The organism is Paenibacillus melissococcoides (assembly GCA_944800085.1).
Lineage (GTDB): Bacteria > Bacillota > Bacilli > Paenibacillales > Paenibacillaceae > Paenibacillus_B > Paenibacillus_B melissococcoides.
In genome coordinates, this window is sequence record CALYLO010000006.1 from 44223 (window position 1) to 58380 (window position 14158).

Annotated in this window: 13 protein-coding genes; 7 read left to right on the forward strand and 6 right to left on the reverse strand. The window is 56.6% G+C overall.

The features are described 5' to 3' along the window. Positions 1-8: 8 nt before the first annotated feature. The 4 genes from OCY70_RS20545 to OCY70_RS20560 are packed head-to-tail and all read right to left on the reverse strand — an operon-like array spanning position 9 to position 5019. Positions 9-1118, reverse strand: a complete 1110-nt coding sequence (locus OCY70_RS20545; RefSeq protein WP_213427602.1) for a YheC/YheD family endospore coat-associated protein — start codon at positions 1116-1118, stop codon at positions 9-11. Next, a complete protein-coding gene (locus tag OCY70_RS20550) occupies positions 1115-2491 on the reverse strand; it encodes a YheC/YheD family endospore coat-associated protein (RefSeq protein WP_213427603.1) in 1377 nt (458 codons plus the stop codon). Before OCY70_RS20550 ends, OCY70_RS20545 begins: the two co-directional genes overlap by 4 nt. Continuing rightward, positions 2488-3642, reverse strand: a complete 1155-nt coding sequence (locus OCY70_RS20555) for a YheC/YheD family endospore coat-associated protein (protein ID WP_213427604.1) — start codon at positions 3640-3642, stop codon at positions 2488-2490. Before OCY70_RS20555 ends, OCY70_RS20550 begins: the two co-directional genes overlap by 4 nt. A gap of 15 nt (positions 3643-3657) precedes the next feature. After that, the gene (locus tag OCY70_RS20560; protein WP_213427605.1) at positions 3658-5019 is read right to left on the reverse strand and encodes a YheC/YheD family endospore coat-associated protein; all 1362 of its coding nucleotides are present in this window, start codon (positions 5017-5019) and stop codon (positions 3658-3660) included. Positions 5020-5174: 155 nt separating this feature from the next. On the opposite strand from OCY70_RS20560, the gene OCY70_RS20565 reads away from it, so the two are divergent. The 3 genes from OCY70_RS20565 (at position 5175) to OCY70_RS20575 (ending at position 7236) form a co-directional block, all read left to right on the forward strand. Further along, entirely contained in the window at positions 5175-6350 is a 1176-nt protein-coding gene (locus OCY70_RS20565) for a DUF445 domain-containing protein (RefSeq protein WP_213427606.1), read from the forward strand. 68 nt (positions 6351-6418) lie between these two features. Then, positions 6419-6754: a YlbF family regulator gene (locus OCY70_RS20570; protein ID WP_213427607.1), complete on the forward strand. Its 336-nt coding sequence runs from the start codon at positions 6419-6421 to the stop codon at positions 6752-6754. A gap of 176 nt (positions 6755-6930) precedes the next feature. Next, positions 6931-7236, forward strand: a complete 306-nt coding sequence (locus OCY70_RS20575; RefSeq protein WP_249724856.1) for a hypothetical protein — start codon at positions 6931-6933, stop codon at positions 7234-7236. 73 nt (positions 7237-7309) lie between these two features. On the opposite strand, the gene deoD is transcribed toward OCY70_RS20575, so the two are convergent. Beyond that, a complete protein-coding gene (deoD, locus tag OCY70_RS20580; protein WP_213427608.1) occupies positions 7310-8020 on the reverse strand; it encodes a purine-nucleoside phosphorylase in 711 nt (236 codons plus the stop codon). 298 nt (positions 8021-8318) lie between these two features. Beyond that, positions 8319-9050, reverse strand: a complete 732-nt coding sequence (locus OCY70_RS20585) for a Crp/Fnr family transcriptional regulator (protein WP_213427609.1) — start codon at positions 9048-9050, stop codon at positions 8319-8321. A 157-nt stretch (positions 9051-9207) separates the two neighbouring features. Between OCY70_RS20585 and OCY70_RS20590 the strand changes: the two genes are divergently transcribed. From OCY70_RS20590 to OCY70_RS20605, 4 genes are all read left to right on the forward strand, one after another. Beyond that, entirely contained in the window at positions 9208-10389 is a 1182-nt protein-coding gene (locus tag OCY70_RS20590; RefSeq protein WP_261945151.1) for a phosphopentomutase, read from the forward strand. A gap of 63 nt (positions 10390-10452) precedes the next feature. After that, on the forward strand, positions 10453-11487 hold the full coding sequence (locus tag OCY70_RS20595; RefSeq protein WP_213427611.1) for a BMP family lipoprotein: 1035 nt from the start codon (positions 10453-10455) through the stop codon (positions 11485-11487). A 65-nt stretch (positions 11488-11552) separates the two neighbouring features. After that, positions 11553-13094: an ABC transporter ATP-binding protein gene (locus OCY70_RS20600; RefSeq protein ID WP_213427612.1), complete on the forward strand. Its 1542-nt coding sequence runs from the start codon at positions 11553-11555 to the stop codon at positions 13092-13094. After that, positions 13081-14157, forward strand: a complete 1077-nt coding sequence (locus tag OCY70_RS20605; RefSeq protein WP_261945152.1) for an ABC transporter permease — start codon at positions 13081-13083, stop codon at positions 14155-14157. The genes OCY70_RS20600 and OCY70_RS20605 overlap by 14 nt, the downstream gene beginning before the upstream one ends. The last annotated feature ends 1 nt before the right edge of the window (position 14158 follow it).

The following is a 14158-nucleotide window of genomic DNA, read 5'->3' on the forward strand; positions in this document are numbered from 1 at the left end:
CTTTGACGTTATCCGCTGGTTCGGGATAAATAAGCCGAATACTGGAAAATACGTTCCAGCGAGCGTCTCCGAATATGAGGCTCATCGAATTTCATCGGCTTCGCATTGGCTTCGAAGAACCAGATGCTGCCGTTCGTATCCACGCCCAAATCCATCGACATCTCGCCAAGTGTATGCCCGGAACCGCGTTCGATCTGCCGGGCGATGATGATGGCCGCGTTTTTGGTGCGGGCCATCGTTCTCCGCGCTTGTTCGACGCCGAAATTCGCGCTCAGCAGCTTCTCGGGATCCTCGATGCTTCCGCCGCGGGGAACATGGGTCGTTATGCTTGAAGAGCCGGCGACACGGGCGCCGACACCGGTAATATCCCATTGGCCTTTGCTATTCTTCTGGACCAGCACCCGCAAATCAAACGGCCGCCGGTTCACCGTAGCCAGCGGTATCCCTTGCTGAACGATATAATCATGGGTACCGGCCTGCTTGCGTATCCGGGCCCATAGCTTCGAGATCGTGGCGCACTTGAACAGGGCGCTCCGCCTTTTATCCTGGGTCTTCAGCCGAAACTTCATCGCTTTCGTATGATTGACGCGCAGCGTCATAATGCCCATGCCCGCTTTTCCCGTCTCCGGCTTCAGAAACAGATAGGGATGTTTGTTCAGCATTTTGGCCAGAGCGACAGCGGTGCGCAGCCTTCGCGTGGCGGGAATGAAGGGCCGGGTGGCCCTCGATTTTTTCAACCATTCGAACAATTGCCATTTGTTGAAAAAGTAAGGATTGTACAGGCGAATGCCCGGATGGGCCAGAATCTCCTCGATCTTCCGGCGGACGGCAGGCAGATTCTCATCCTCCCGCAGCGGTATGCGGTTGTAGACGATGCGGGGAGGCGGGAACCATTCCTGCTCCCAAGCCTTCTTATCTTCGTTGTAATCATAGCCCGCGATTCGATTGGCGCCGAGCTTCAAATCCCTCGCGGTCACGATATACACGGTAAAACCGAGATCCTTGCCCGTCCGCAAAATATCCAGGAAGTTGTCGCGATTGCCGCGGAATTTTTCTTTGGCGTCTTCGATCGTCAGAATGGCGACGACCGGCAGCTGATCTTGCTTTGTGCCACTCACATCGGATCCCTCCTGCGGAATTTGCTAAGGAACAGACAGTGATCCAGAATATGTTCAATGGATGCTTGACCTTCCGTGCGCAAGGATGGATGCTTGAATATCGAGCGCCCAGGCTTGGCATTGGCCTCGAACATCCATACATGCTCATCCTGGTCGATGCCGAGGTCGAAGCCGAGCTCGCCGAGCAGATGAGGATAGTTCCGTTCAATGGCCAAGGCCAGATCGATGGCTACCTTTTTCATATTGGCAAGCACTTCGTCGGCTCTGTCACCGAACATCCGCTGGAGGGCCTGCTCCGGCGTCATCAGCTGGCCGCCATTTTTCACGTGGGTGGTAACGCTGCCTTTGCCCGCTTTCTTGGCGCCGATCCCGACAACGGTCCAGTCATTCTCCCCGTTCTTGTGCATATGGAAGCGGAAGTCGATCGGACAGCCATCGATCTCGATGAGCCGAACGCCCTGCTGCACGACATAGTTGCGCAGCGAACGGCCGTGCCTTCCTTGCAGCATGCGGATGAGGCTGGAGAAATTCTTGAAGCGGAGCAGCGTGTTTTTGCCGTTGACCGTGTAGCGTGCGAAATAGCCTTTCTTCGGCAGGTAGGTCAGCCGGTAGATGCCGATACCGAGGCTTCCCGAAGTCGGCTTGTAGTAGACGAAGTGATGGCGGGCCAGCATGTCGCGAATCGTGTCCGGCGTCGGGTTCATGACCGATTCAGGAACATGGAGGTTCGCCTCAAAATCGTTTTCCAGCAGCTCGTAGATGTCGGATTTTTTGAAGAAGCTCCAGTTGAAAAAAGGGATATTCCGGCGCACGAACCGTTCCCGCAGCATCTGGATCGAGGACGTCGTCTCTGCCCGCCGGCTCGGGAGCCGGTTATATACGACATCCGGCAGCGGCACGGTGCGTCGGATCCAGCCGCCGGATTCCGATAGGAAGTAGGCGTGGACGGTCTCGTTGTGCCAATTGATATCGCGTGGAGCGAAGGCAAAGACGAAGGCTTTCTTATTGCCGGCTCGCAAAATCTGTTTAATGAACGAGGTTCGGCTGCCGAACGGATGCGACTGCGTGCGCAGCGAGGAATCCGATAAGACGCCGATCAGCGGTCCTAATTGCAGATCGCCATCCTGATCGTTGCGCAGATAGACCATACCGGATTTCGGCACCCGGACGAAGGAACGAAGGCCGGCCGGTATGATGACATGGTTGCCTGGACGCCTAACCGGCTTCACCGCAGCGGGGATTGTCGCCTTGCCCAACCGAAGCCGCACTGATTTTTTGCCGGTTAGCTTCAATTGCTTCATTAAGGTGCTGGAGAGATACACTGTTTTCTCGGATTTAGGTGTTAAGTGGACGTTGCATACCGTCAAACTCATGGACTTACCCTCCTAAGATGTCGACCCAATACATAGCGCGCATACAAGATGGGATTTTCCACGGATTTCACGGCGGCTTCCCGCTCGCCTGTCTGACGGAAGACCGTCCTGCCCGGCTTCGAATTGACCTCCAGCAGCCACATGCGGGCTTCCCGATCAATGCCGTAATCCAGACCGACCTCCATCAGACGCCCGTGTCGTGCTTCAAGTAGAGGGGGAATGCGCTCGCTATAGGCTTGCAGCTGCTCCATGAGCTGCTCGGCACGCTCCGGGTCGTATTCGCGCTTCAAAAATGGAAGGACAGACACGGCCCGCCCGCCTCCATGGAGATTGGAAGTAACGCTGTCAGGGGTGCCGATGCGTGCGGCCATGCCGGTCATCGCCCAGCGGCCCCGGTCATTCTTTTGCATCAGCACACGAATGTCGAATGGCTCGCCCGCCTCCGTCAGCAGAGACAAGCAAGGCTGCATGACAAAGGTTCGTCTGCCGATAAAGCTGGCAATCCAGTCGTATCCATCCTCGGTACATTCAAATTGCATCGTTAGCGGGCGGTTGCGTTGATCGCGTCCCGTGATGTTCAGCAAGGGGGCATGGCTTCCGTCTCCTCGCTGTTCCGTCCGGCGATACTGAACCCGGAGCGCAGACTTCCCTTTGGAGCCGGCATGGGGCTTCAGGAACAGGCTTCCGCCGTAGCGGGACATCGCGGCAGTAATGCTGCGTGTGCCCTTGTAGAGATGAGTGGGCGGCAGAATCGCGCTCAGGCCGGACTCGGCGGATAAGGTCCGGTAGATATCCCATTTGCCCCGCAATCCTACCCCTAGCTGGGCGGTGCGTCTGCTCCGCAGCAGCTTGGCGAGGGCGGCTGATGTTCTGGCGCTGGCGCTTCCGCCGGAGAATACGCACCGGTTGTACACAAGGGGAGGCAATGCGGCGGTGCAGGGTTCCCATCGGTGGTCGCCGTAGACATAACCGTTTACCGTGCCGGAAGCAAGGTCGGCCCATGCGGGCGAGAACACGATGACCCGGACGCCGTGTTTGCGTCCGGCCTGACACAGCCTGCGGCAATATTCAGGCTCGGTGAAGGGAGGCGTTCCGGGCGACTCGTTCTGCAGAATGCCGATGACGGGCTGCTCGGTTCGGTTTTTCATCATTTACCTGCCACCTCCTTAAAATCCGGACAAATACCGGGCATATTCCACTGTTTTGCGGACGGAGGGACGGACTCGGTTCACGTTCAATGGAGTATTGTCATTTTTGGAAGGCTTGGAGTTGACTTCAAGCAGCCACACTTTGCCTGACGTGTCCACAGCCAGGTCAATTCCCAATTCACCGAAGTGAGCAGGAATATGCGTATCGATGCCGCGCGCGATATCGAGCGCCGCCCGCTGCAGCTTGCCCACGATGTCGCTCTTCGCTCCGGCCGGCAGATTCGAGCGGCCGACCGCTTCCTTGACGGTGCTGAGCGTTCCGCCGCGCGCCACATTCGACACGAAATGCTGCGTGCTCGCGGTTCGGGCGACGATGGACGTGACGCTCCAGCGGCCGTGAATGTTTTTCTGAACGAGCGCGCGGAAATCGATCGGGCGCTTGGCATAATCGATCAGGTTCAAGCCTTGCTGAATCTGATAGCGGTTCGTCTTCAGCTTCCCGGACAGGGTGGAGAACAGCTTGGTTAAGCTGCTGAAGTTCTGGCGCTTGGTGCCGCTAATATTGGAATAGAGGGCTTGAAATCCGTTATCCGAGGTACGGTTGATGCAGATGATGCCTTTGCCGAGGCTTCCCCGGGCCGGCTTCAGGAAGAGGGTCTGATAGCGTCCGCTCATCGTCTTGAGGGTAGAGTAGCTGCGCAGCAGATGCGATTCCGGCAAGTAGCGGATCAACTCCGAACTGGCCTTCAACGCGTCGAATACCTCGGTCTTATCCAGAAACTTTTCATTGAATACATGGGACTGGTAACGCGATTTTACTTCTTTCATGAAATGCTGTACGCTAGGTTTGTTCTCCAGAGATCGTGACGTCAGGCGATTGTTCACGACATCCGGGATCGGCATGCTGCTAAGCTGCCAGCTTCCTTTGGTATAAACCCATGCCTGTATCCGTTGAGAGTCCTTCACATGTTCCGGCGTGAAGAAGCAGGCAACGGCTCCTTGGGAATGGCAGGCATCGACCATCTCCCGGCAGAAGGCGGTAATCGTGCCGAACGGCCGATCCGGAACAGCGGGATAATCCCGGCTGATCAGGACGCCGATGAGCGGACCGATTCTCAACGTCTGTTGGGCATACGTCAGCCGCAGAGGAACGCCGTTCGACAGTCCCATATTGCGGGCAAGCGCGTGACTGATCCGGAGCCCGTCAGATTTGGGAACGGAGGATACGGTCACGCTCTGTCTGAAGGAACCGAAGCGGATCGTAATCGGATGGTTTACGGGAATCTTCCATTGCTTGACATAGCTGTCGCCCAACATGATCATGTCTTCCCGCAGGATGCCGGCGCTCACAACGTGGAGCCTCACTTTTGATTTCAACATGTTGGTTCTCCTTCCAACGACGACTTGCATGATGAATCACGGTATGCACCGGGCTAGAGTCGATACTATTACAGGTGAACCGCATACGTAATTTCATCATATGAGGACATATTTCCCTTGGTGATTGACCTACATCAGGAAAGGAGGCATTCGGCGTGCCCAATTGGTTATTTATTCTATTTAGCGTGATTGTGGCCGCGTTCGTCGGCGGCATTACGAATCATTTTGCGATCAAGATGCTGTTCCATCCGCGGCAGCCGATTCATCTGTTCGGGCGGAGAGTGCCGTTCACGCCCGGTCTCATTCCGAAGCGGAAGTCAGATATTGCGGCTTCGCTGGGGGAAGTCGTAGCGGAATATTTGGTGACGAGCGACGGGCTGCGGGCGATGCTGCGCCAGCCGGAGGTGCGGGAGCGTGCCTCGGCCGGCTTGGCGGGTTTTGCCGACCGGCTGCTGGCGGACGAGCGCCCGCTGCGCGAATGGGCTGCGATCGGCTTCCCCGGCCGGAGCTGGCCCGAGCTGTGCGATGCGTGGGGGGAGCGGCTCGACAAGCTGACCGAGTCGGGAATCCGGCGCGGCTTGGCGGGCAGCGGCTGGGACGAGCGCCCGCTGTCCGAATTCCTGCCGGAAGGGCAGGAGGAGAGCCTGAACCGGCTGCCAGGCAAGGCCGCTTCCGCCATCCTGCTCTCGATCGAGCGGGAGCTGCTGTCGTCCAGCGGGCAGCGCATGCTGCTGCGGATGGCGAAGGAGTTCGTCGACCGCTCGAAGGGCTTCATGGGCGTGATGGCGGCCATCTTCGTCGATGAAGACAAACTGGTGACGCGCATCACCCCCCTGCTGGCGGAGCAGCTTCGCTCCGACAAGGTCCATGAGACCGTGACCCGGATGCTGGAGCGGAAGCTGGAGGAGTGGGTGAGCCAGCCGCCGGCCGAGCTGCTGCGCGCCTGGTCGGGGGAGGATTCGGAGCCTGCCGGCCAGATCATCGGCCTGGCGAAGTCATGGCTGCAGTGGAGCCGCCGCCTGGAGCGGTGGGGAGACGCGCGGCCGAGCCGCTGGCTGGAGGAGAGCAAGGAGGCATGGCAGCCTTATGTGCCGCGGCTCGTCGATTTTGCGATTGGGCTGCTGGACCGCAATCTGGACAAGGTGATGCGCGCCGCCCGCCTGGAGGATGTGGTCCGTTCGCAGGTGGAGCAATTCCCGATCGAGCGGCTGGAGACGATTATTTTGAGCGTATCGGGGAAGGAGTTCCGCGCCATCACATGGCTCGGGGCGCTGCTTGGGGGGATTATCGGCTTGATCCAGTCGTTGATTCTGCTCGCGATCGGTTCGTAGCGCCCGCGACAGCGGCCGCTCCCGTATGGTATGCTGACAACGAGGAAGAACGGAAAGGATGAGAACTGATGAGTGTATACGATCAAGCCCATGAACTGGCCCGCGCCTTGCAGCAATCGGACGAGGCGAAAGCCGTCGAGACGGCGATGAAGGCGATTGAAGGCGATGCGGACAGCAAGCGGATGCTGGATGATTTCCGCCTGCGCCAGATGGAGATGCAGCAGAAGATGATGACCGGCGAGATGCCGGAGCAGTCGGAGCTGGACAAAATGGAGAAGCTGTATGAAGTCATCAGCATGAATACGGAGATCGCGAAGCTGTTCGAAGCCGAACGGCGGCTCGCGGTCGTGATTCAGGATGTGAACAAGATCGTGTCGGATGCGCTCGGCCATCTGTACGGCTGATCCGGCTGTGCCAAGCGCGAGGCCGGCGCGGCAGACAGGGCCGCAGGTGCTGCGGCCTGAACGAATCTGGCATGTTATCGATTGATGCGGCATACGCTCTACTATAGCCAAGCTATAGGAGAACAGAACGATGGCGCCGCCGGCTGTCATCGTTGATGATGAAGGAGCGATTGCCCATGATGAACCGAATGTCTTATTTCCGTTCTTCGAAGCGCAGGGCATGGAAGCATGTCCTGTCGATAGGAGCTGCCCTAGTCATGCTTGTCATCGTACTGCCGACGCTGTCTTTCAAGGCGGGCTGGACGCCGGCCGTCTGGTTCGGCATCGTCTGGTGCGCGTTCGCGCTGCTGATCATTGCCGCCCATATGCACTGCCTCCTGGGGGTGGATGAAGAGACCGAACAGGAACTCAAGCGCATCAAGCAGGAGAAGATGCGGCGTTGGGAGGAGCGGATGAGCCGCAAGATCGTGCGGATGAAGTGAGCATGGAGAAAAGGGGCAGCCCGGTCTTGTCATGGACCGCAGGCTGCCCCTTCTTCCTGTCTGTGCGGTTGTCTTATTTGCCGCGAATCGCCGTCTCCAGCGCGACTTCGATCATGTCGTTGAACGTCGTCTGCCGCTCTTGGGCCGTCGTCTGCTCTCCGGTCAGAATATGATCGCTGACGGTGAACATTGCCAGGGCGTCGATGCCGTACTTGGCCGCTAAAATATAAAGCGCCGCCGTCTCCATTTCGACGGCGAGAACCCCGTATTTGCCCATCTTCGTCTGCATCTCTACGTTGTCGGCATAGAAATGATCGGAAGAGAAGATGTTCCCGACCCGGAGATGAAGCCCTTTTTCCTGTCCGATGTCATAGGCGCTCCGAAGCAGATCGAAGGTCGCAATCGGGGCGAATTCGGCATCCGGGAAGTAATGCTTGTTGATGGAAGAGTCGGTGCATACCGCTTGCGCCAGCAGCACGTCGCGCAGCTTCACGTCTTCTTGAATCGCCCCGCATGTTCCGATGCGGATGATGGTTTTGCAGCCGTAATCTTTAATCAGTTCCGTCGCATATATGGAGAAGGAAGGAATCCCCATGCCGGAGCCTTGAATCGATACTTTATGTCCTTTATAGGTTCCCGTGTATCCGAGCATGCCGCGTACCTGGTTGTAGCAGACGGCGTTCTCAAGGAACGTTTCCGCGATGTATTTCGCGCGAAGCGGATCGCCGGGCATCAAGGCGACGGGTGCAATGTCTCCAACTTGTGCTTCCAAATGAATACTCATGCTGAATCCCTCCATTATCCTTCACAAATGAATTTGGAACCGTTATATTAATATATATTAATATGAAAACGGTTACTTGTCTTTATACGATACCATGAACTCGGATGCAAAACCGTAATGGCGGGCACTTATATTCTGTGAACAATTTCACCAAATTATTGACGGGTCGGTAACTGAATCCGCCTTTCTTCGCCAATTATAATCAAGATATGACATATGACAAACGGCCCCGACCTTATCGTCGGCAGCCGCCATCAGATTCATACATGCATGGCGCATTTACGGCACCATGGATTTTTTACGGTTGGGAAATATCTTGCGAGCGCCATTTGCGGTAGGCGGGCGAATCGTCCATGTCATCGCACATCGATTGCAGCTTTTCCAAATTGGTAATGTAAATGTACTTCTGATTCATCGTCAGCACGCCCTCATCCTGCAGTTCGCGCATGACCTTCGAGATCGATTCCCGGGTCACGCCAATCATATTGGCCAAGAGGTGATGCGTTACTTTACAATCGATCTTGTAAGCGGATTCAGCAGGCTTGCCCAAGTTGTAGTACAGGTCCAGGAGCAAGTTCGCCAGCTTCAGCCGCACGTCAAGATACGAGAGGTAGCGGACTTTGTTGTTCATATTGCTCAAATGATCGAGCAGCCGGTTATAGGCTCGCTTCAGCACCAATGGGTGTCTGTCCATGATCGTAATGAAATCGGAACGGCTTATAATCCAGAAATGGGAGGTTTCCATCGTTTCTACGGTAGCGACGCGCCGAGGGTAGGTGGCAATCGTCTCCATCTCGCCGATGATATCGCCGGGGAACTGGAAGTTCAAAATAATTTCCTTGTCGTGATAAAGGCGATATACTTTTACTAGTCCCTCCCGCAAAATATATATATCGGAACTATCATCATCCTCATGGATGAGTATCTGGTTCTTCTTATAGGTTCGCGTTTTGAGCAGGGGAAGAATACGGTCGCAATCCTCCTGCGATAAATCCTGTAACAAAAAAACGTGCTGCAAACTGCTGAGCATGGATTCTCCTTTCTCGGCAGGAATATGGATATATTGCCTGTCCAAAAACCATAATTACAATTATACATCTATATATTACATGACATTCGCCGGAGAACCAAGTGCCGGCGTCAGTGTCCGATTTGACAACTTGGATAACAGAAGAGGAGTGGTAAACATGTTTGAACGAGTATGTGTCGTCGTCATGGATAGCGTAGGCATCGGAGAGCTTCCGGATGCGGAACGCTTCGGCGATGCCGGCTCTCATACGCTCGGCCATATCGCGGAGCGCGTGCCGACGATTCAGCTTCCGAATCTGCAGGCGCTCGGTCTGGGCAATATCGCGGACCTGCCGCATATTCCTCCGGCCGGGTCTCCGCTTGCCTTCTACGGGAAAATGGCGGAGACTTCCGTCGGCAAAGACACGATGACCGGCCATTGGGAGCTGATGGGCCTGCATGTCGACATTCCGTTCGAGGTCTACCCGGAGGGATTTCCGGAGCCGCTTATCAAGGCTTTCGAGGATAAGACGGGCCGCAAGGTGCTCTGCAACCGCCCCGCTTCCGGCACGGATGTGCTGAATGAGTACGGCGAAGAGCAGATGCGCACCGGCGCCTGGATCGTATATACGTCCGCGGACAGCGTCTTCCAGATTGCGGCCCATGAGGATATCATTCCGCTGGATGAGCTGTATGCGGCATGCAAAATTGCGCGGGAGATGACGCTGACCGCGCCGTATGCGGTCGGACGCGTTATCGCGCGGCCGTACGTCGGCGAGCCGGGGAACTTCAAGCGGACCGCCAATCGGCATGATTACGCGCTTGCTCCGCCGGCGAAGACGGTGCTCAATTCCATCTCCGAGAGCGGGTATGATGTGGTATCCGTGGGGAAAATTAACGACATCTTCTCCGGAAGCGGAATCAATCATTCCTATCCTACCAAGAGCAATGCGCACGGCATTGAGACGACGATCGAGCGGTTAGGGGACGCCGGGAAAGGGTTGATCTTTACCAATCTGGTTGATTTCGATTCCCTCTACGGACACCGCCGCGATCCGGAGGGCTACGCTCGGTGCCTGGAAGAATTCGATCGGGCGCTGCCGAAGATGATGGAACGGGTCGGCGAGAAAGACCTGCTTATCATTACGGCCGATCACGGGAATGACCCGATTCATGCCGGCACGGATCATACGCGCGAGTATGTGCCGATTCTCATTTACAATCCGACGTTTGCGGGCAAGACCGCGTCCATCGGAGTGCGCTCGACCTTTGCCGACTTGGCCGCTACGCTGGCCGAAAACTTCGGCGTCACGGGAACAGGTCACGGGACCAGCTTTTTATCGCTGTTGACGGCCCGCTGACGTGCTCGCTTTAGATAGATGCAAGACGAAGCAGGATTCATTAATCTCAAGGGGGAACTCGTCATGAAAAAATCGATGTTGTTGGTCTTATCAGCGATGCTATTGTTCACCTTCGCTCTGGCTGGCTGCGGCAACAAGTCCGGGGGGACGAACGCCGGCGGCGGCGAAGGCGCTGAAGACGGCGGGAAGAAGCTGAAGGTCGGGATGGTTACCGATATGGGAAGCGTGAACGACAAATCGTTCAACCAGAGCGCTTGGGAAGGTCTGCAGAAGCTGCGCGACGACTTCGGCTATGAAGTCAAATATTTGGAGCCGAAAAATGACGGCGAAGTCAATCCGAGCTTGAACCAGTTCGTCAAAGGCGGCTACGACTTGACCTGGGCCACGGCTTATACGCTGGACGATGCGGTAACGAAGATTGCCAAGGAAAATCCGGACGCGAAGCTGGGCATCGTCGATTCCGAAATCGTCGTGCCGAACGTCGCTTCCGTCTCCTTTAAAGAAAACGAAGGCGCGTTCCTGGTCGGCGTTATCGCCGGGTCGATGACGAAGTCGAACAAAATCGGATTCGTCGGCGGCATGGAAATTCCGGTCATCAAGCGCTTCGAAGCCGGCTTCCGCGAAGGCGTCAAGGCGGTTAATCCGGATGCTTCCTTCAAAGCGATTTACACGGGGCAGTTCACCCGCGTAGATATGGGGAAATCGGCCGCTTCCACGCTCTATGACGATGGCGTCGATATTATTTTCCACGCATCGGGCTTGACGGGGAACGGGGTGTTCAATGAAGCGAAAGAGCGCGTGAAGCGCGGTGACCGCGTCTGGGTTATCGGCGTAGACAAAGACCAGTCGCTTGAGTTCGGCGATGATGTAACGTTGACCTCGATGATTAAGAAGGTCGACGAAGCCGTCTACACGATTTCCAAGGCATTGGCGGACGGCAACTTCCCTGGCGGCAAGGTGACCTCGATGGGTCTGAAGGAAAAAGGCGTCGATATTGCGCCGACTTCCGACAAAAACGTGCCGAAGGACGTATTGGATAAAGTCGAAGAATACCGCGCCAAGATTATAAACGGCGAGATTGAAGTGCCGACGACTTAATTTCACCATACCTTCTCCCCGCCCGCTTGACCGGCGGGGAGATGTGTTACGGAGGGGAACGCCATATGCACAACGGAGATATCGTACTGGAACTGAAAGGAATTACAAAGCGCTTTCCCGGCATTGTAGCAAACGATCAAATCAGCCTGCAGTTGAAAAAAGGCGAGATTCACGCGCTTCTCGGCGAAAACGGCGCCGGCAAATCGACATTGATGAATATCGTATTCGGATTATATCAGCCTGATGAAGGCAGTATTGAGCTGAACGGCCGGCCGATTTTGATGGACGGCCCGAACAAGGCGATTGAATGCGGCATCGGCATGGTGCATCAGCACTTCAAGCTTGTTCACCCCTTTACGGTTACGGAAAATATCGTGCTCGGCATGGAGCCGACGCGAGGCATAAAGATGGATTTGAAGGGCGCTGCCTCGAAAATACGGCAGCTGTCCGAGCAGTACGGGCTGAATGTGAAGCCGGAAGCGGTCATCGAGTCGATTTCCGTCGGCATGCAGCAGCGCGTCGAAATTATGAAAACGTTGTATCGCGGCGCCGAGATTATTATTTTCGACGAGCCGACCGCGGTGCTGACGCCGCAGGAGATCGAGGAGCTGCTGCACATCATGAAACGGCTGGCTGCCGAGGGCAAATCGATTCTGCTCATCACGCACAAGCTGAAGGAAATTATGGAGGTCGCGGACCGCTGCACGATCATCCGCCGGGGCAAAGTCATCGACACTGTCCTGGTGTCCGAGACGGATCCGGAAATGCTGGCCGAGAAGATGGTAGGCAAGCATGTCGAGTTCAAGACGGACAAGTCGCCGGCTGCGCCGCAGGATGTGATGCTTGAGGTCGACAACCTGATCGTGAAGGACGAGCACGGGCAGCATGCCGTGGACGGCGTCAGCTTTCGGGTGCGCGCCGGGGAGATTGTCGGCATTGCCGGCGTAGACGGCAACGGACAGAATGAACTGATTGAGGCGATTACCGGCATGCGCCGGACCGCGGGCGGGCAGATCCGGCTGGCGGGACAGGATGTGACGGATGTGTCGCCGCGGGACGCTTCGGACAAGGGTATCTCCTATATCCCTCAGGATCGGCACAAGCACGGACTCGTGCTTGACTTCGACGTCAGCGAAAATGCCGTGCTCAAATCGTACGACAGCCTGAAGTTCAGCCGCAATGGCTTCATGGATCAGCAGGCGGTTGAGCAGGTGGCGGAGCGGTATGTCGAGCAGTTCGATATTCGGACGCCAAGCATCCATACGCTGGTGCGGGCGATGTCCGGCGGGAACCAGCAGAAGATCATTATCGCGCGCGAGATCGACAAAGATCCGAAGCTGCTCGTCGCAGCCCAGCCGACACGGGGGCTGGACGTCGGCGCGATCGAATTCGTGCATAAGCAATTAATCACCCAGCGCGACGCAGGCAAGGCCGTTCTGCTTGTGTCGTTCGAGCTGGAAGAGATACTGAATGTGGCCGACCGCATTCTCGTCATGTTCGACGGGCGCATTGTCGGGGAGACGACGCCGGAGACAACGACAGACCAGGAGCTGGGTCTTATGATGGCCGGCAAGCATCAAGGGGGGGAACGTCATGAACAAGCTTAAATCGATGCTAGCCAAAGAATCGGTTATCATCTCTCTCGTGGCCATCATCCTCGGAATTGTGATTGGAGCTCTCGTGATGCTTGCCGGAGGCTACGATCCGCTGCTGGCGTATCAGTCGCTGGTGGAGAAAATCTTCGGCTCCGCCTATGACATGGGAGAGACGCTGCGGGCGATCGTGCCGCTTATTTTCGCCGGATTGGCCGTTGCGCTTGCGTTCCGCGCGGGCATGTTCAACATCGGGGTGGACGGCCAGATTGTCATGGGATCGCTCGGAGCGCTCGTCGTGGGCAATATGATATCGCTGCCGCCGATTCTGCACGGCATCGTGGCGATTATCGCGGGCACGATTCTGGGCGGTCTGTGGGGCGCGCTTGTCGGTCTGCTCAAGACGAAGCGGGGCATCAACGAGGTTATCTCCTGCATCATGCTGAACTGGACGGCGCTCTATATCAGCCATATGGTCATCAAGGCGTTCATGGCCGAGTCGGGGACCTCCCGCTCGCAGAACATTCAGGAATCGGCCAGCATCCAGATCGGATGGCTGAGCGATCTGATGAGCGGGGCCCGCGTCCATTGGGGATTCTTCATCGTCATCATCGCCATTATCGGGTATCACCTGTATATGAACCGGACGAAATGGGGGTATGAGACCCGCGCCGTAGGGAATAACAGACATGCGGCGGAATATGCCGGCATGAACGTGTCCAAGGTCATTACCCGGACGTTCTTCCTCTCGGGGATGCTGGGCGGCATGATCGGTACGCTGGAAGTGCTGGGCGTCTTCAAATATATGGCCATCTCCTCGGTTACGTCCGGAATCGGCTTCGACGGCATCGCCGTCGCGCTGCTTGGCATGAACGGCGCGCTGGGCGTCGTGCTGGCCGCCGCGCTGTTCGGGGCGCTCATGTACGGTGCGCAGGGCATGAGCTTCGGAGCGAACGTCCCTGGCGAGGTCATCAAGATGGTCATCAGCATCATCATCTTCTTCGCCGCGGCACCAGGCATGATCCGTTGGTTGTTGACACGGTTTTCACGTTCCAAAAAGGCGAAGCGGGAGGGATAAC

Excerpts from the sequence above, each read along its gene's own strand:
- OCY70_RS20550 (WP_213427603.1), bottom strand. The coding sequence starts at position 2,491 with ATGAGTTTGACGGTATGCAACGTCCACTTAACACCTAAATCCGAGAAA.
- OCY70_RS20555 (WP_213427604.1), bottom strand. The coding sequence starts at position 3,642 with ATGATGAAAAACCGAACCGAGCAGCCCGTCATCGGCATTCTGCAGAAC.
- OCY70_RS20560 (WP_213427605.1), bottom strand. The coding sequence starts at position 5,019 with ATGTTGAAATCAAAAGTGAGGCTCCACGTTGTGAGCGCCGGCATCCTG.
- OCY70_RS20570 (WP_213427607.1), top strand. The coding sequence starts at position 6,419 with ATGAGTGTATACGATCAAGCCCATGAACTGGCCCGCGCCTTGCAGCAA.
- OCY70_RS20575 (WP_249724856.1), top strand. The coding sequence starts at position 6,931 with ATGATGAACCGAATGTCTTATTTCCGTTCTTCGAAGCGCAGGGCATGG.
- deoD (WP_213427608.1), bottom strand. The coding sequence starts at position 8,020 with ATGAGTATTCATTTGGAAGCACAAGTTGGAGACATTGCACCCGTCGCC.
- OCY70_RS20585 (WP_213427609.1), bottom strand. The coding sequence starts at position 9,050 with ATGCTCAGCAGTTTGCAGCACGTTTTTTTGTTACAGGATTTATCGCAG.
- OCY70_RS20590 (WP_261945151.1), top strand. The coding sequence starts at position 9,208 with ATGTTTGAACGAGTATGTGTCGTCGTCATGGATAGCGTAGGCATCGGA.
- OCY70_RS20595 (WP_213427611.1), top strand. The coding sequence starts at position 10,453 with ATGAAAAAATCGATGTTGTTGGTCTTATCAGCGATGCTATTGTTCACC.
- OCY70_RS20600 (WP_213427612.1), top strand. The coding sequence starts at position 11,553 with ATGCACAACGGAGATATCGTACTGGAACTGAAAGGAATTACAAAGCGC.
- OCY70_RS20605 (WP_261945152.1), top strand. The coding sequence starts at position 13,081 with ATGAACAAGCTTAAATCGATGCTAGCCAAAGAATCGGTTATCATCTCT.